Source organism: Bradyrhizobium sp. F1.13.3, assembly GCF_040548265.1.
Taxonomy (GTDB): domain Bacteria; phylum Pseudomonadota; class Alphaproteobacteria; order Rhizobiales; family Xanthobacteraceae; genus Bradyrhizobium.
Genome location: NZ_JBEPRI010000007.1, coordinates 282022 through 299596 on the forward strand (window position 1 = coordinate 282022; position 17575 = coordinate 299596).

14 protein-coding genes and 1 tRNA gene are annotated in these 17575 nt (G+C 64.4%); 8 read left to right on the forward strand and 7 right to left on the reverse strand.

Translation table 11 applies throughout. The features are described 5' to 3' along the window. Positions 1-69 precede the first annotated feature (69 nt). On the reverse strand, positions 70-1116 hold the full coding sequence (locus tag ABIB66_RS21020; protein WP_354209895.1) for an AraC family transcriptional regulator: 1047 nt from the start codon (positions 1114-1116) through the stop codon (positions 70-72). Positions 1117-1350: 234 nt separating this feature from the next. On the opposite strand from ABIB66_RS21020, the gene ABIB66_RS21025 reads away from it, so the two are divergent. After that, positions 1351-1962, forward strand: a complete 612-nt coding sequence (locus ABIB66_RS21025; protein ID WP_354209896.1) for a MarR family winged helix-turn-helix transcriptional regulator — start codon at positions 1351-1353, stop codon at positions 1960-1962. Between the two features lie 102 nt (positions 1963-2064). Here ABIB66_RS21025 and ABIB66_RS21030 read toward each other — a convergent pair whose 3' ends face one another. Then, entirely contained in the window at positions 2065-2958 is an 894-nt protein-coding gene (locus ABIB66_RS21030) for a hypothetical protein (RefSeq protein WP_354209898.1), read from the reverse strand. Positions 2959-3310: 352 nt separating this feature from the next. Between ABIB66_RS21030 and ABIB66_RS21035 the strand changes: the two genes are divergently transcribed. From ABIB66_RS21035 to ABIB66_RS21060, 6 genes are all read left to right on the forward strand, one after another. Further along, positions 3311-3544, forward strand: a complete 234-nt coding sequence (locus tag ABIB66_RS21035) for a protein-tyrosine phosphatase family protein (RefSeq protein WP_354209899.1) — start codon at positions 3311-3313, stop codon at positions 3542-3544. Positions 3545-3664: 120 nt separating this feature from the next. Then, positions 3665-4027 (forward strand): hypothetical protein, encoded by a 363-nt coding sequence (locus tag ABIB66_RS21040; protein WP_354209900.1) that lies wholly within the window; start codon positions 3665-3667, stop codon positions 4025-4027. A 58-nt stretch (positions 4028-4085) separates the two neighbouring features. After that, complete coding sequence (ihpA, locus tag ABIB66_RS21045; RefSeq protein WP_354209901.1) at positions 4086-5360, forward strand: divalent metal ion exporter subunit IhpA; 1275 nt, start codon at positions 4086-4088, stop codon at positions 5358-5360. Then, complete coding sequence (gene ihpB, locus ABIB66_RS21050) at positions 5357-6334, forward strand: divalent metal ion exporter adaptor subunit IhpB (RefSeq protein WP_354209902.1); 978 nt, start codon at positions 5357-5359, stop codon at positions 6332-6334. Before ihpA ends, ihpB begins: the two co-directional genes overlap by 4 nt. Continuing rightward, positions 6327-9545 carry an efflux RND transporter permease subunit gene (locus ABIB66_RS21055; protein ID WP_354255453.1) on the forward strand — a complete coding sequence of 1073 codons (3219 nt, stop codon included), beginning with the start codon at positions 6327-6329 and terminating at the stop codon, positions 9543-9545. The genes ihpB and ABIB66_RS21055 overlap by 8 nt, the downstream gene beginning before the upstream one ends. Before the next feature lie 2 nt (positions 9546-9547). Further along, positions 9548-10510 (forward strand): cation diffusion facilitator family transporter, encoded by a 963-nt coding sequence (locus tag ABIB66_RS21060; protein WP_354255456.1) that lies wholly within the window; start codon positions 9548-9550, stop codon positions 10508-10510. Between the two features lie 230 nt (positions 10511-10740). On the opposite strand, the gene ABIB66_RS21065 is transcribed toward ABIB66_RS21060, so the two are convergent. After that, a complete protein-coding gene (locus ABIB66_RS21065) occupies positions 10741-11601 on the reverse strand; it encodes a class I SAM-dependent methyltransferase (protein WP_354209905.1) in 861 nt (286 codons plus the stop codon). Between the two features lie 128 nt (positions 11602-11729). Between ABIB66_RS21065 and ABIB66_RS21070 the strand changes: the two genes are divergently transcribed. Beyond that, positions 11730-11806 (forward strand) — tRNA-Val (locus tag ABIB66_RS21070). Between the two features lie 41 nt (positions 11807-11847). Here the strand turns inward: ABIB66_RS21070 and ABIB66_RS21075 are convergent. From ABIB66_RS21075 to ABIB66_RS21090, 4 genes are all read right to left on the reverse strand, one after another. Next, a complete protein-coding gene (locus ABIB66_RS21075) occupies positions 11848-12252 on the reverse strand; it encodes a GFA family protein (protein WP_354255525.1) in 405 nt (134 codons plus the stop codon). A gap of 74 nt (positions 12253-12326) precedes the next feature. Beyond that, complete coding sequence (gene lon, locus ABIB66_RS21080; protein ID WP_275171332.1) at positions 12327-14750, reverse strand: endopeptidase La; 2424 nt, start codon at positions 14748-14750, stop codon at positions 12327-12329. Between the two features lie 322 nt (positions 14751-15072). Continuing rightward, the gene (clpX, locus tag ABIB66_RS21085) at positions 15073-16344 is read right to left on the reverse strand and encodes an ATP-dependent Clp protease ATP-binding subunit ClpX (RefSeq protein ID WP_007603503.1); all 1272 of its coding nucleotides are present in this window, start codon (positions 16342-16344) and stop codon (positions 15073-15075) included. 442 nt (positions 16345-16786) lie between these two features. Further along, complete coding sequence (locus ABIB66_RS21090; RefSeq protein WP_007603501.1) at positions 16787-17422, reverse strand: ATP-dependent Clp protease proteolytic subunit; 636 nt, start codon at positions 17420-17422, stop codon at positions 16787-16789. Positions 17423-17575 lie beyond the last annotated feature (153 nt).

The window sequence follows — 17575 nt, forward strand, 5'->3', positions numbered from 1 at the left end:
GAGGACCGACATCTTGAGCATGGCAAGCTTCAGTCGCTTAGACTTAGGCTGGCGCTTTCCTTACGCTCGCTACCACTGCGATATTGCGTGGTCCGCCCGAAACCGCCTTGGGGTCGATCCGGTCCACCGGACAAAGGCGTTCGTAAAAGAACTGGCCTCCCGGTAACCGAGCAGCCACGCAATCTGGGAGATCGGTAGTTCCCGCTCCCGCAGGTATCGCTCGGCCAAAGCTGCTCGGATCCGGTCGAGAAGCTCGGAGAATGTTTCTTCCTCCGCCGCCAGCCCCCGCGCCAGCGTGCGGCGGCTCATGCCGAGGCGGCCGGCCACTTCCCCTACGTTCGCCGTGCCGTGGGGCAGCAGCTGGACGATCAACTGCTCCGCGCGGAATCGAAGGGTTGATCGGGAAAGCTTTCCTTTGCCAAGTGCCTCATTCGCGTAGTCGAGCAGCAGCCGATTGAGATAAGCGTCAGCACCGACGGAGGGCAAGCACGCGTCCGAGGCGGCAAACACGATCTCATCGGCGTCGGCTTCGAAGTCGATGGCACAGCCTAGAAGAGCACGAACGTCGAGAGGCACCGTCGTGCGATGGTGTCTCGTTCTGATTTGGCGCGGCGTCAATTGGCGGTTGGTCAAGTGCCGACAGACGCGGATCAAGGCTGCGAACCAGAACTCGATCTGATGGCGGTCCGAACCACGCTCCACGTTGACGTACTCGAGCGTGACAACGACGGCGCGGCCGAAACCGACCCGGATGCGGACGCCCTCATTGTTGAGCGAGCAGTAACGCTCGGCGTGCCGAAGCGCTTCGGCAAGACTCTCCGATGACGCCATGACGTAGTACAGCAGCCCGATCTGGCGGAGATCGAAATCCCGCGCCAGATGAAACCCCAGATGATCGTCACGCAACTCCCGTGCGGCGGCTTCGAGCAACTTGATCTGGGTCTCCACCCCGAGACGATGACTTGGATCCTCGATCACCTCGAGCGTCAATCCGGCTCTCGACACAAATCGCGCCAGGTCCTTTCCGGCTTTGCGGATCCGCTCGCACGCAAGCCTCGCAATCCCGCCTGTCGAGTTGGGTACAGCACCGAGACGATCGGGTTTGACATAGCGCATGGCAGGGCGTGCCTTGGCACGTTGGCTCAAAAAGCCAATTTCTCGGCACTTGATCGCAAGACGGACCTCCCATCCTCCCGTACGAGAGGTCGATCGCCCCGCGCGCTGTTTCTACAGGATCGCGACGACGACAATCTTCGTTGATTTGGATCAACGAAACTGACCCCGGGCGAGACCGCAGTGCAAAGACCACTTCGACATCCTGAAGAACCGAAGCCCCGGGCCAGATAGACCATGGCGCTGGAGCGTGAAACGGTTGAGCTGCTGGTTCAAGCGGTGAAAATCTGCTATTTCGGAAACGATCGACAGGGATTGCACGATCGGGAATGGATGGTGCTGCGTTTTCTGTCGCGCGCCAACAGGTTTTCACGAACTCCCTCGGCGGTTGCCGCCCTCACTGGCACGGCCAGGGCAACCGCTTCGCAGATCGTGAAGATCCTTGAAGCAAAGTCTTACCTGGCGCGAAGACCTTCAAAACGAGACGGGCGCTCGACGACACTTGTCGTGACCTCTCAGGGTGAGAGGCTTCTGGCCCTGCACGATCCGCTCAACGGTTTGTTGGACGCAATCACTTCGCTGATTCCCGAAGAATGTCTCAGGCTAAGGGACTCGCTTGGCAAAATCTTGAATCGCATCGATACCGCGGATCGTCAGCCGGCGGTGGGCGCCTGCCGCGACTGCATGTTTCTCGCCGAATCTGGCATAAAGCGGCCGTCCCATGGCCGGGCGCGGACAAACACGGAGCTTCGGTGCCGCCTTCACCGCGCGCCGATCGCGGCCGGCGAGGTCGACCTTCTCTGCACGACTTTCGCGCGCGCTACCGCAACTGGCCCAAAGCCCGCGTGACGTCGTGATCCGATGTCCCACCTGAGTGATCTGGCAACAGAAGTATTGGCGTTCTCGTCAAGGCAACATGGCCGGGATCGCTCCCGGCCATCGTCCTGCATGTCAAGGCACCGGCATCGCACGCGGAGAGCGATGGAAGCGGTTCGAGCTCGCCATCCAGTTCGGCAGCGGCTCGCCGTCGCGATGGCGGCCGCCGGCCACCGCCGCAGCCCAGGCCACCGCAGCGCCGATCAGGGCTGCTGCCGCAACCGAGAAGGCGACGATGATGGAGTTACGCCGTGCCCGGTTGATCGCCGTCCTCGAATCCGCAATCGCCGCGTCGACCCGTCGTTCCGAGTCGGGTGCCGCGAGGCCCGTCAGCGCGGCCACCTGCTGCACCAGGTAGGTCCGGTCATCGGTGCTGACGCCGCTGTGGCTCGATGACGTCATCAGGATGCGCCCGGCTTCGGCACGAGGTTCCCTGAGGTCGGTGTTGGGGGGCCGCCGCGCTACACGAAACAGCTTGTCCAACTCGTAGCTCAACAGAGGCTCGGCCGCGGACGTATTGCTGGCCGAACTGCGCATCGGCGAACGGTCAACCGCAGCCGCGCCGAGCATGGCGAGCAGCGCGGCACCAAGCAGCACGGCAAGCGCCCAGGACATCAGCCCATGCAGCCCATCCCGCCGTTCGCCGTCGTCTTCGATCGTTGTGACCGCCGGGGCTGGTCGCGTCGTCCGGCCGGCGATATAGCCGCCAAAGCCGAAGCTGACGATCGCCTGAATGATCAGGTACAGCCCCGACAGCAAAGCCAGTGCCGCCGATGCATCGCGCCATGTCGGCGAGGCTGAACTGACGCCTAGGCCGACGGCGACTCCAAATCCGACCAGGATGAACGACATTGCGCCGGCAGCCAAAGCGCCTGCGATGACCGAGCTCCACTGGATGGTGCGCCGGTCGTCGGCAGCGACCCCGCCACCTTCCATGATGTCTTCCCGTATGAGAGTTTCCATCGTCATCGCCGCTCTCTCAACGCAGGCCGAAGAACGACAAGATCGCCATGACCACCACGATCAAGCCGATGAGATAAATCAATCCGTCCATGGTCTGTCCTCCTCAGTTTCTCCTCGTCGCTAATCACAACGAACAAGGAACGTTCCAAATTGGACCGAACCTGCGGGAACGAACCGGCGCGATGCGGATTATCTGTCCAAGTCCCAAGGATGAAGTTTGTGAGCACGAAAGCCCCAGCCGGTCAGTCCCGGCTGGGGCTTTCTTGTTGGGCGGCGGTTCCTGTCCTATGTTAACGACGCCGGCTCGCCGATCATCAAGGATGCGGTCGGGGCGGAACTTCCGGATCGGGAGAGCAGCGTGGATCGCAGGACCGCGTGCCTTCATCAGGCAGATGCATTCCGGGAAAAGGCAATCGCCGATCCCGAGCACCACGACCAGTGGATCGATGAAGCCATCAAATGGCTGGAACGCGCCATGGAAGCCGGCTGTCGCGCCGTCGTCACGGTCGAAGCCGGCCACACCGGCGACATGCCGGACGCAGCACGCGGAGCGGTAGCCGATGCTCAGCTGAGTTTGATCACGCGCCAATGAGAAGAGCTGCCGTCTTCGCCATCGCTGCGGCAATTGTTCCAGGCACGTAACAATGTTGCGGGTCGACACTGTTCCGGCCCCCATGCTAGGCCGGGCGCAGACCGCAACCAGAGTGACGTCGTGCTCGCCAACCGCCAGCCCTCAGGATCTTGCCGGCCGCGCAACTGGCGCGGGCTGCTGTCTGTGCTGATCGCGGTTGTCTACCTGCTCGCGGGCGCGCTGCATGGTCTGCACGACATCGACGTCACCACGCCGGGTGGCGGCTCGGAGATCAGCGCGGTCCTTGACGGCTCCACAGATCACAACGACCACAAGGCAATCGGTGGGCATCATTGCCATGGCTGCTTCTCGGTGACGGTGGCGCAGCCGGCGCCACCGGCCACATCGATCGGGCTCGTGTCCGCATCGCGCCCGCAACCCGCACCCCGGCTCGCCGGCATTGTTCCCGATACCGACTCCCCGCCTCCCAAACAGATCGCCTGAACGGATTTGGTCGGGCGCCATTCGCGCCCATGAGGTTCATCCTTCACAGGTCGGTTTCATGTTTTGCAGGGGAATGGCCGCGCGCCTGGCGTGCGCGGCAGCGTGTCTGATTGCCGGATCGGCGCTTGCGCCGTCTCACGCCCAGACTCTGACGATGCGGAGTGCGCTCTCGCGCGCGCTGGCCACAAGCCCGCGGCTGACCGCGGCGGAGCGCGATGTCGGTATCGCCACGGGCCAGCGCATCCAGGCAGGTGCGCTTCTCAATCCGGAACTGACCTACGAACAGGACAATTCGTTCGGGTCCGGCATCTATCGCGGCACGCGATCGGCCGAGACCACGCTGCAGATCAGCCAGGCCTTCGAGCTGTTCGGCAAGCGCGACGCGCGGATTGCAGCTGGTGTCGCCGGCATCGAGGTCGCCGCGATCCAGCGCAAGGCCGTCAGGCTGGAGGTGCTGTCGGAGACCGCGATCGCGTTCCTCAGCGTGCTCGGCGCACAGCGGCGCATCCAGATCCTCGACGAGCAGATCACCGCCATTGACCGGCTGACACCCCTTTTACGCCGCCGCGTCGAGGCCGGCGCCTCCTCGCCGGCCGAGACCGGCCGTGCGGAAGTGGCATCCGCCCTCGTAAAGGCCGACCGCGAGCGGTTCAAGGCGACGCTGGCCAGCGCCCGGCGCGAGCTTGCGGTCTTGATGGGCGACGCGGCTCCGAAATTCGGCGAGGTCTCCGGACGGCTCGACACCATGGGACGCCCCCCGACATTCCAGTCGGTCGTCGCCGCGATCGATGCCAATCCGCAGCTGGTGCGCTGGACCGCGATCTATGCCCAGCGCAACGCCGAGCTGCTGCTGGCGCGGCTGCGGCCCTACCCCGACGTCCGGATCGCCGCCGGCTGGCGCCATTTCAACGAGACCAATGACGACGCGGCGCGCCTCACCGTCTCGGTGCCGATCCCCGTGTTCGACCAGAACCAGGGCAATATCCTCTCGGCGCAGGAAAGCCTCGCCAAGACCAGGGCCGAGCGCGAGGCCAACCGCAACACGCTGATCGTGGTCGCCGGCCGCGCCTACGACTCGCTCCAAGGCTCGCTGCGCGAACTCGCGGTGCTGCGCGAGAGCGCCATACCCAAGGCGACCGAAGCCTCTGACGCCATCGCGCAAGGCTACGGCCAGGGCCGCTTCAGCCTGCTCGAAGTGCTCGACGCCCAGGCGAGCGTCACCCAGGCGCGGCTGCGCGAGCAGGAGGCGCTGCAGAATTTCCACGCGGGGGTGGCGACCATCGAAGGCCTCGTCGGCAATCCCTTCACGCTGGCGCGGGAGAGCGCACGATGAAGACGTCCTCCACCATCCTCGTCGCATTGTTTGCCGCCGCACTCGGCGCATACGGCTATTCCCTGCTAGGCCCGGCCAGGGTGGAGCACGCCCAACACGCCGCGGACAAGAAGCCGGAGAAGCCGAACGACCATGTCGAGCAGGACGAGCACGGCGCCGACCGGATCCGCATCTCCGACGTCAAGCTCGCAGCCGCAGGCGTGACGCTGGCAGAAGCCGGGAGCGTCACGCTGACCGACACGCTCGCCTTCAACGGCATCCTGCGCGCCAACCAGGAAGCCGTGGTGCAGGTGACGCCGCGCTTTCCGGGCGTCGCCAAATCGATCCAGAAGCGCATCGGCGACAAGGTCGGCAAGGACGATCTGCTCGCCGCGATCGAGAGCAACCAGAGCCTCACCGTCTACGAGCTCAAGGCGCCGATTGCCGGCACCGTCATCGAACGGCAGATCTCGCTCGGCGAATACGCCTCCGAGCAAAAGCCGGCCTTCGTCGTCGCCGACCTCTCCACCATCTGGGTCGATCTGTCGATCTACCGACAGGACCTGCGGCGCGTTCGCCTCAACGACGAGGTGCTGATCGATCCCGACGACGGCCGTGGCGAAATCAAGGGCACGATCTCCTACATGGCCCCGATCGGCAGCAGCGAGACCCAGACCGCGCTGGCGCGCGTGGTGCTGCCAAATCCGGACGGACGCTTGCGTCCCGGCCTGTTCGTCACGGCACGGCTGATCCTCGCCGCGCGCAACGTCGCGGTTGCCGTGCGCCGAAGCGCGATCCAGACGCTGGAGAACAGGACCATCGTGTTCGTCCGCGAGGATGGCGACAAGATCGAAGCGCGCCCGGTGGAGCTTGGCGATTTCGATCCCCGCCACGTCGAGATCAGGGCCGGCCTATCGGCTGGCGAGCATTACGTCGCGGAAAACAGCTTTGTCGTGAAGGCGGAGATGGGCAAGGGCGAGGCCGAGCATGATTGAGCGTCTCATCGCCGTCTCGCTGCAGCAGCGCTGGCTCGTCCTGCTGCTCGCGCTCGGCGCCGTCGCTTTCGGCGCCTGGAATTTCCAGCGCCTTCCGATCGACGCCGTCCCCGACATCACCAACGTCCAGGTCCAGATCAACACCCGCGCCCCCGGCTATTCGCCGCTGGAAACCGAGCAGCGCATCACCTTTCCCGTCGAGACCGCAATGGGCGGGCTGCCCAAGCTCGACTACACCCGCTCGCTGTCGCGCTACGGCCTGAGCCACGTGACGGTCGTCTTCAAGGACGGCACGGACATCTATTTTGCCCGCCAGCTCGTCGGCGAACGGATCCAGCAGGTGAAGGACCAGCTCCCGGTCGGCGTCGAGGTCGCGATGGGACCGGTCTCGACCGGGCTCGGCGAAATCTTCATGTACACCGTCGAGGCCAAGGCGGGCGCGAAGACCCAACTTGGCCACGACTATTCGCTGACCGATTTGCGCACCGTGCAGGACTGGATCATCAAGCCGCAGCTTCGCAACGTGCCGGGGGTGATCGAGGTGAACACCATCGGCGGCTTCGAGCGGCAATTCCACGTGCTGCCCGATCCCGGCAAGCTGATGGCCTACCGGCTCGGCTTTCGCGACGTCATGACGGCGCTCGCCGCCAACAACGCCAATGTCGGCGCCGGCTATATCGAGCGCAACGGCGAACAATATCTGGTCCGCTCGCCGGGCCAGGTAGGCAATGTCGGCGAACTCAGGGACATCGTCATCGGCTCGCGCGGCGGCAATCCCGTCAGGATCAGGGATATCGCGACCGTTACCGAAGGCCGCGACCTGCGCACGGGAGCCGCGACGCGCGATGGCGAGGAAACCGTGCTCGGCACCGCCATGCTGTTGATCGGCGAGAACAGCCGCACCGTGGCGCGCCGTGTCGCGGCCCGGCTTGAGGATATAGCCAAATCGCTGCCCGACGGCGTCGTGACGCGGACCGTCTACGACCGCACTGATCTGGTCGAAGCCACCATCCGCACGGTCGAGAACAATTTGGTGGAGGGCGCGGCGCTGGTCGTGGCCGTGCTGTTCCTGATCCTCGGCAACATCCGCGCCGCGCTGGTGGTGGCCTGCGTCATTCCGCTGTCCATGGCCATGACGGTCACCGGCATGGTCGAGACCAGGGTCAGTGCGAACCTGATGAGCCTGGGCGCGATCGATTTCGGCATCATCGTCGACGGCGCCGTGATCATCGTCGAGAACTGCCTGCGCATGCTGGCCGAGGCCCAGCGCGAGAAAGGCGGCCTGCTCACGATCTCCGAACGGCTGCGCGCGATCCGGCGCGGGTCGAGCGAGGTCATCAAGCCGAGCCTGTTCGGAACACTGATCATCGCGGTGGTCTACCTGCCCGTGCTGACGCTGACCGGCGTCGAAGGCAAGATGTTCACGCCCATGGCGCTGACGGTGCTGATGGCGCTGGGCGCCGCGGTGCTGTTCTCAATCACCTTCGTCCCGGCGGCGGTCGCCATCTTCGTCACCGGCAAGGTATCCGAACAAGAAAACCTGTTCATGCGGCTGGCGAAGCGCGCCTATCTCCCCCTGCTCCGGCTTGCGATCGACCATCGCCTCGGCGTCGCAATCATGGCCGCCATCATCGTGGTCGCAAGCTGCGTTGCCGCCGCGCGCATGGGCGGTGAGTTCATTCCGAGCCTGGACGAAGGCGACGTCGCGCTGGCCTCGATCCGGATTCCCGGCACCAGCCTGACCCAGTCGCTGGACCTGCAAAAGGCGCTGGAGAAGCGCATCAAGCAGATTCCGGAGGTGAAGGAGTTCTTCACCCGCATCGGCACCGCGGAGATCGCAACCGATCCGATGTCGCCGGCGCAGACCGACGGCTACATCATGCTGAGGCCGCGCGCCGAATGGCCCGACCCGGGCAGGCCCAAGTCGGACGTGATCGAGGCCATCGACCGTGCCGCAGACGACATCCCAGGCAGCGCCTATGAGATCTCCCAGCCGATCCAGTTCCGCGTCAACGAGCTGATCTCCGGTGTGCGCAGCGACGTTGGCGTCAAGGTCTTCGGCGACGATCTCGATATCCTGCAAGGCGCGGCAAAACAGGTGGAGGCGGCGATCCGCCGTATTCGCGGCGCCAGCGACGTCAAGATCGAGCAGATCTCTGGCCTGCCGATCCTCACCGTCCGTCTCGACCGCCAGGCGCTCGCCCGGTACGGGCTCAGCATCAGCGAGGTGCAGGGCATTGTCGAAATCGCGGTGGGCGGCAAGTCGGCCGGCAAGCTGTTCGAGGGCGACCGTCGCTTCGACATCGTCGTGCGCCTGCCGGAACACCTGCGCGGCAATCTCGAGGCCATCCGGGCGATCCCGATCCCGCTGCCGCCGGGCGAGGAAGCAGCAGTCGGTGCGCCAATCCGGACGGCATTGCCCGCCCCGCCCCTCGCCCAGATGCGCTATGTGCCACTGTCGTCGGTCGCAACCGTCGATGCGACGCCCGGCCCCAACCAGATCAGCCGCGAGAACGGCAAGCGGCGCATCGTCGTCACTGCCAATGTCCGCGCGCGCGATCTCGGCTCCTTCGTCACCGAGGCGGAGGCAGCCGTCGCAGAGAAGGTCAAGCTGCCACCGGGCTATTGGATCGGCTGGGGCGGACAGTTCGAGCAATTGGTCTCGGCGACCAAGCGGCTGACGCTGGTCGTGCCGGTGGCGCTGCTGCTGGTGTTCCTGCTGCTGTTCATGGGCATGGGATCGGCGGCGGATGCGGCGCTCGTGTTCTCCGGCGTGCCGCTGGCGCTGACCGGCGGCGTCATGGCGCTGCTGCTGCGCGGCATCCCGCTGTCGATCAGCGCCGGCGTCGGCTTCATCGCGCTGTCGGGCGTGGCCGTGCTCAACGGGCTCGTCATCATCGCCTTCATCGAGCGGCTGCGCAGCGAGGGGCACCCCGTCGCCGACGCGGTCCGCGAGGGCGCGCTGACACGCCTGCGTCCGGTGCTGATGACGGCGCTGGTGGCGTCCCTCGGCTTCGTACCAATGGCCCTTGCCACCGGGGCCGGCGCCGAGGTGCAGCGGCCGCTTGCAACCGTGGTGATCGGCGGCATCATCTCCTCGACCGTCCTGACGCTCCTGGTGCTGCCGGCGCTCTACGTGCTGTTCCGCCGTGACGGGGCTGCCGAAACGCCTACAATGACGCCTGATTTGGCAGCTTCCGGGGAGCGCTAGAGGTGGGCAGCCACGACCATCACGGTCATCATCACCATGATCATGCCGGTCATTCGCATGGTCATGGGCATAGCCACGCGCATGTCCATGCGCCCGCCAGTTTCGGCAAGGCGTTCGCGATCGGCATCTCGCTCAACACGGCGCTGGTGGTGGCCGAGGCCGTCTACGGCTATATCGGCAACTCCACTGCCCTGCTTGCCGACGCCGGCCATAATCTTTCCGACGTGCTCGGCCTGGTCGTGGCCTGGTGCGCATCGATCGCGGCGCGGCGCGCGCCGAGCGGACGCTTCACTTATGGCCTGCGCGCCTCCACCATCCTGGCGGCGCTGGCGAACGCGGTGTTCCTGCTGGTCGCAACCGGCGCGATCGGCTGGGAAGCGTTTTTGCGCCTCCGTGAACCGGAGCCTGTCGCCGGCATCACCGTGATGGTCGTCGCCGGCATCGGCATCCTCATCAACGGTTTTACCGCCATGCTGTTCGCGCGCGGACGCAAGGACGACATCAACATCGAAGGCGCCTATCTGCACATGGCGGCCGACGCCGCGGTCTCGCTCGGCGTCGTCGTCTCGGCGGCGCTGATCATCTGGACCGGCTGGCTCTGGCTCGATCCCGTCACCAGCCTCGTCATCTGCGCCACCATCCTCTGGAGCACCACCAGCCTGCTGCGCGGCTCCCTCGACATGTCGATGGCGGCGGCGCCCAGGGGCACCGACATTGCCGCGATCAAGATCCTTCTGCTGGGGAGGCCCGGCGTCACTGCGATCCACGATCTCCACGTCTGGCCGATCTCGACCACCGAGACGGCGCTGACCTGCCACCTCGTCATGCCCACCGGCGCCGGCGATGCCTTCCTGATGGAGACCGCGCAGATGCTGAAGAGCTCCCACCGCATCGGCCACACCACCCTTCAGGTCGAGACCCATCCCGACAACGGCTGCGCGCTGGCGCCGGATGATGTGGTGTGAGGAAGCTGCGTGGGGGCTGCAATCTCCGCTGTCGTCCCGGACAAGCGCAGCGAAGCGGAGCGCTGATCCGGGACCCATAGCCACAGGGAGTAGTTTAACGAAGACTCGTGGTTATCAGCCTCGTGCCGCAACTTCTCGCTGGGGTTATGGGTCCCGGCCCCGTGCGCAATTGCGCACTAGGCCGGGACGACACCGAGTGTTTGGCGACGGCGACGCCTAGACAGCGACGCCTACGCCGCCTTCGCCGTCACGATCCAGATCGCGCCCTGGAGCGCCACGCTCTGCCCCTTCAGGAACGGCGCCAGCATCTCGCGGATCGAGGCTTTTGCCGCGGTATATGTCTCCGGAGGATGGCCCTGCAGCGCGCGGCTGGCCGGGCCGATCTGGAGCGAGCCCTCGACGGCGGCATCGAGCCCGCCGCCGATCGCGACATCCATCGCGAGATTGTGCGGCTCCATCGCGACGTCGACGAAGCCCGCGCCTTTCAGGATGCGTGTCAGGTGCTCTTCGGAAGCAAAGGCGAACGGGCCCGGCTCGTCCGGCCCGACCGGTGGCATCTTGGGCACATGTTTGTAGACCGCCATCAACGGCGCCATCATCCAGGGATTTTCCTTCGGCTCGCGCCAGCAGGCAAACGCCAGCCGCCCCGTCGGCTTCAGTGCGCGGCGGAGATTAGTGAAAGACGCGATCGGATCGGCGAAGAACATCACGCCGAAGCGCGAGGCCAGCAGGTCAAAACTCGCCGGCTCGAACGAATGCACCGTCGCATCCGCCAGCACGAAATCGAGCGGCAGGCCTTTTGGCGCAAACGCGCGTGCCTGCGACAGCATCGGCTCGGAGACGTCGAGCCCGAGCGCGAAGCCATCAGGCGCGACAGCCTTCGCGAACGCGAACGTCGTCGCACCGGAGCCGCAGCCGACGTCGAGGACGCGCTCACCCGGCTTCGGCCAGGCGCGGGCGATCAGCACGTCGGCAATGGGCCCGAGCAGGCTCTCCTGCGCCGCATGGCGATCGGCCCAGCGCTGCCCGCTGGGGCCATTCCAGTAAGCGATCTGATCGGCGTTCTGCTCGTGTCCGCTCGGTTGTTCCATTGGAGCCTCTGTCGTTTTGCCGGTCGTGATACCACGCCGGAAGCTCATCAAGCGGCCCAAATGAGAGCAGTTTGCGGTGTGGCCGCCTCTTGCTCCAACACCCGCGGGGGCGCTAAAGAGGCGCCGTGGGGCGGTTAGCTCAGCTGGTTAGAGCATCTCGTTTACACCGAGAGGGTCCGCGGTTCGAATCCGTGACCGCCCACCAGCCTTCGCTCGCTCGCGGGCTACGGCTGGGCAACCCGAAGCTCAATCCCCCGGCCGGCCCGGCAGCAGCGGCACCGCGTCGATCCAGACCGCCGCCGACTGGCACCAGATCTGCCTGATGGGCCGCAATGTGTCGCGCTGGCGGATGCTGCCCCAGCGGATACCCCAGTCGTCCTCCTGGTCGCCCTCGCCGCTCGTGAACAGCGGGGAACCGCACTCGGCACAGAAGTGCTGAAAGCGCATCCGGCCGTTGGCGCCACGCTTGCCGTAGATCCTGGGGGTTCCGCTGGTCAGCTTCACGTCGACCTTGGTGCAGATCGCGGTCACCCTGAACGGCGAGCCCGTCAGGGTCTGGCAGTCCCGGCAGTGGCAGACCGACACCGTCTCGGGATCGATCTCCGCTTCAAAGGTGATCTGGCCGCAATGGCATTGCCCGTCGATGTGCATTGTCGTCATCCGCTGCCCCCAAACAAAAACGGCGCCCGAAGGCGCCGTTTTATCATCTTTTTCGAGCTGCGATCTCAGTGAGCGGTCAGGCCGCCAGCGGCTTCGTCGCCGTCCGGCTTCACCGTCACCTTGGTGTCCTCTTCCCAGACGATCGGCACCGGCTTCTTCACCAGCGCCTTGGCGACGACGTCGTCGAGGCGGGAGACCGGGATGATCTCCATGCCGCCCTTGATCGCATCGGAAATCTCCGTGAGATCCTTGGCGTTGTCCTCGGGGATCAGCACCGTCTTGATGCCGCCGCGGGCAGCAGCCAGCAGCTTCTCCTTCAGGCCGCCGATCGGCAGCACGCGGCCGCGCAGCGTGATCTCGCCGGTCATCGCGACATCGTGGCGGACCGGGATGCCGGTCATGACCGAGATGATTGCGGTGGCCATCGCCACGCCCGCCGACGGACCGTCCTTCGGCGTCGCGCCTTCCGGCACGTGCACGTGGATGTCGCGCCGGTCGAACAGCGGCGGCTCGATGCCGTAGACGATCGCGCGCGAGCGGACGTAGGACGCCGCTGCCGAGATCGACTCCTTCATCACGTCGCGCAGATTGCCCGTGACCGTCATCTTGCCCTTGCCGGGCATCATGACGCCTTCGATCGTCAGCAACTCGCCGCCGACATCGGTCCAGGCAAGTCCGGTGACGATGCCGACCTGCGGCTCGCTCTCGATCTCGCCGAAGCGGTACTTCGGGACGCCGAGGAACTCTTCCAGAGTCTTCTCGGTGACCTTGACCGACTTCTTCTTGGAGATCATCAGCTCCTTCACCGCCTTGCGGGCGAGTGTGGAGAGCTCACGCTCCAGGTTACGCACGCCCGCTTCGCGGGTGTAGCGGCGGATCAGAAGCAGCAGCGCGTCGTCGTCGATCGAGAACTCCTTGGAGTCCAGGCCATGCTTGGACACCGCGTTCGGGATCAGGTGCTTGCGCGCGATCTCGACCTTCTCGTTCTCGGTGTAGCCCGCGATCCGGATTATCTCCATGCGGTCCATCAGGGGGCCGGGAATATTGAGCGTATTCGCGGTCGTGATGAACATCACGTTAGACAGATCGTAGTCGACCTCGAGGTAGTGGTCGTTGAAGGTCGCGTTCTGCTCGGGGTCTAGGACCTCGAGCAGCGCCGAGGACGGATCGCCGCGGAAATCGGCGCCCATCTTGTCGATCTCGTCCAGCAGGAACAGCGGATTGGACGACTTCGCCTTCCGCATCGACTGGATGATCTTGCCGGGCATCGAACCGATATAGGTGCGACGATGACCGCGGATCTCGGCCTCGTCGCGCACGCCGCCGAGCGAGACGCGAACGAATTCGCGCCCCGTCGCCTTCGCGATCGATTTGCCGAGCGAGGTCTTGCCGACGCCGGGAGGGCCGACCAGGCACAGGATCGGGCCGGTCAACTTGTTGGCGCGCGACTGCACGGCGAGATACTCGACGATGCGGTCCTTGACCTTCTCCAGCCCATAGTGATCGGCATCCAGAACCGCCTGCGCGGCCTCCAGATCCTTCTTCACCTTGGACTTCTTGTTCCACGGGATCGACAGCAGCCAATCCAGATAGTTGCGCACGACAGTCGCTTCCGCGGACATTGGCGACATCTGGCGCAGCTTCTTCAATTCATGCTGCGCCTTCTCGCGCGCTTCCTTGGAGAGCTTGGTCTTGGAGATCTTCTCTTCGAGATCGGCGAGCTCGTCGCGACCGTCGTCGTCGCCGAGCTCCTTCTGGATCGCCTTCATCTGCTCGTTGAGATAGTACTCGCGCTGGGTCTTCTCCATCTGGCGCTTGACGCGCGAGCGGATGCGCTTCTCGACCTGGAGCACCGAGATCTCGCTCTCCATCAGGCCCAGCACCTTCTCGAGGCGCTGCGTGACCGACAGCGTCTCCAGGATGCCCTGGCGATCCGCGATCTTGACGGCGAGATGCGAGGCGACGGTGTCGGCGAGCTTGGCGAAATCGGTGATCGCCTGCACGACGCCGACCACCTCGGCCGAGATCTTCTTGTTGAGCTTCACATAGCTCTCGAAGTCGGACACGACCGAGCGCGCCATGGCCTCCGCCTCGACCGACTTCGCATCGGTGTCAGCGAGCGCAATCGCCGTTGCTTCGTAATAGTCGGCGCGATCGGTGTACTTCTGCACGCGCGCTCGCTCGAGCCCTTCGACCAGCACCTTCACGGTGCCGTCGGGAAGCTTCAAGAGCTGGAGCACGCTGGCAAGCGTACCGGTCTCGTAAATGGAATCGGGTGCCGGATCATCGTCGGACGCGTTCTTCTGGGTCGCGAGCATGATCAGCGCGTCGTTCTTCATCACCTCTTCGAGCGCGCGGATCGACTTCTCGCGGCCGACGAAGAGCGGAACGATCATGTGCGGGAAGACGACGATGTCGCGCAGCGGCAGCACGGGATAAGCGTGCGTTTCGCCATGAACGATGGTTGGCCTGGGTTTTGGATTGGTCATGGCCTTTTCCTTTTGCTTTGCCCCCTTGCACGCAGCCCGCCATGCTCATGCGCAACCGCCACAAGGTGCCGAGGTGATCGGCAAAACCGGTCGGTCCTTTTGAGGTTGGACCGGCTCGCCGGATCGGAACTGAGGCGAATCTTGAAGAGAATTTTTGCTCGCCGCCGACATTAGGTGGCTATCGACCCGGGGGGTGTCAAGTCATTGAAGACGCGCGCCATCAGGCGCTTACGCACGCAAATAAGCGACGCAACACCGGCTGCGGAGATACTTTCCGCAGCCCTTGCTTGAGGAGACGATTGGAGCGTTCCAGCGCCGCAAATCAGGCGCTGGCGTTCTCAACGGCGCGATCGGACCGATCGGCGTAGATGTAGAGCGGACGCGCCGTTCCTTCCACGACTTCGCGGGAAATCACGACTTCTTCCACACCTTCGAGGCCCGGCAGGTCGAACATGGTCTCGAGCAGGATCGCCTCGAGGATCGAACGCAGCCCGCGCGCACCGGTCTTGCGCTCGATCGCCCTTCGGGCCACCGCGCCAAGCGCCTCGTCGGCGAAGGTCAGCTCGATGTTCTCCATCTCGAACAGCCGCTGGTACTGCTTCACCAGCGCGTTCTTCGGCTCGACCAGGATCTTCTTGAGCGAAGCTTCGTCCAGATCCTCCAGCGTCGCCACGACGGGCAGACGGCCGACGAATTCCGGGATCAGGCCGTACTTCAGGAGATCCTCCGGCTCTACGTGACGGAATATCTCGCCGGTACGGCGGTCTTCCGGCGCGAGCACCTGGGCGGCGAAACCGATCGAGGTCGAACGTCCGCGTGCCGAGATGATCTTTTCAAGACCCGAGAACGCACCGCCGCAGATGAACAGGATGTTGGTGGTGTCCACCTGCAGGAATTCCTGCTGCGGATGCTTGCGCCCGCCCTGCGGCGGGACCGAAGCCACCGTGCCTTCCATGATCTTGAGCAGTGCCTGCTGCACGCCCTCTCCCGACACGTCGCGCGTGATCGAGGGATTGTCGGACTTGCGGCTGATCTTGTCGATTTCGTCGATATAGACGATGCCGCGCTGGGCACGCTCGACATTGTAGTCGGCGGCCTGGAGCAGCTTCAGGATGATGTTCTCGACGTCCTCGCCGACATAGCCGGCTTCGGTCAGCGTCGTCGCATCCGCCATCGTGAACGGCACGTCCAGGATGCGAGCGAGCGTCTGCGCGAGCAGCGTCTTGCCCGAACCGGTCGGACCGATCAGCAGGATGTTCGACTTCGCAAGCTCGACGTCGTTGTGCTTGGTCTGGTGGTTGAGGCGCTTGTAGTGATTATGCACCGCGACCGAGAGGACCTTCTTCGCATGGTTCTGGCCGATCACGTAATCGTCCAGCACCTTGCAGATTTCCTTCGGCGTCGGAATCCCGTCGCGCGACTTCACCAGCGAGGATTTGTTCTCCTCGCGAATGATGTCCATGCAGAGCTCAACGCACTCGTCGCAGATGAAGACCGTGGGACCCGCGATCAGTTTGCGCACTTCGTGCTGGCTCTTGCCGCAGAACGAGCAATACAGCGTGTTCTTGGAGTCGCTCGTGCCGACCTTACTCATTCATGTCTCCGTCCGCGGTTCGATCCCGTCCGCTCGATCGCCCTATTCCGGCACGACAGCCGGTACAGTCCTTCAAATAGAGCAAATTCCGTACCAAAAAAGACCCTACGCGTTACATGCCGTGCGAATCACGGTCACTCGATATCTCCGCGATCATAGCCGATCAGTCGTAGCGAACCATGCTGTCACCCGACTATCAAGAATTCGCTAATCGAGGGGCGCCGGCTACCCGTGACAATACCGTGATTTCCGGTCTTGGCACGGGCGAAGTGATCGAAATCACCCCGGCGTTGCTGGATTGCCACGAAAAACAAGCACGAAAGCGGAACTTTCTGCCTGTCGCAGGGCGCAAAACTGCGTTTTGCGACGCGCGCACGTGTCCTTAACGTGAACGCTCCCTGATGGTGCCGGCGATCCCAAAGGGGTCGCCGTCACAGTAGTGCTACGGGGTCTTCGGCGCCGCGGTTTCCTCGGCGCGCTTGTCGATAACCCTGTCGACCAGGCCAAACTCCTTGGCGTCGCTCGCGGTCAGGAACTTGTCGCGTTCCAGTGCATCCTCGATCGCCTTGTAGGTCTGGCCGGTGTGTTTCACGTAGATCTCGTTGAGCCGCTTCTTCAGGTTCAGGATTTCCTGGGCGTGCAGCATGATGTCGGTGGCCTGGCCCTGGAAGCCGCCGGAGGGCTGATGCACCATGATGCGCGCGTTCGGCAGCGAGAAGCGCATGTCCTTCTCGCCGGCACAGAGCAGCAACGAGCCCATCGAGGCGGCCTGTCCCGTGCACAGCGTCGAGACCGGCGGGCGAATGAACTGCATGGTGTCGTAGATCGCGAGGCCCGACGTCACCACGCCGCCCGGCGAGTTGATGTACATCGAGATTTCCTTCTTCGGATTTTCCGCCTCAAGGAACAACAGCTGCGCGACGATCAGCGTCGACATGCCGTCCTCGACCGGCCCGGTCAGGAAGATGATGCGCTCCTTCAGAAGGCGCGAGAAAATGTCGTAGGCGCGCTCGCCACGGTTGGTCTGCTCGACCACCATGGGCACGAGGTTCATGTAGGTTTCAACCGGATCGCGCATGAGTCACCTAGGGTTTTGAAGAGGCGGACACCGCCAGTCCCGGCTGCCAGTCGGGGCTGGATCTGCCGGAAGGCCGATGGACGTCCCGTGATGCAGGAACTTGGCAGAAGACTTAGTAGAAGAACTTGGCAGAAGCAGAAGGCGTAGCGACAG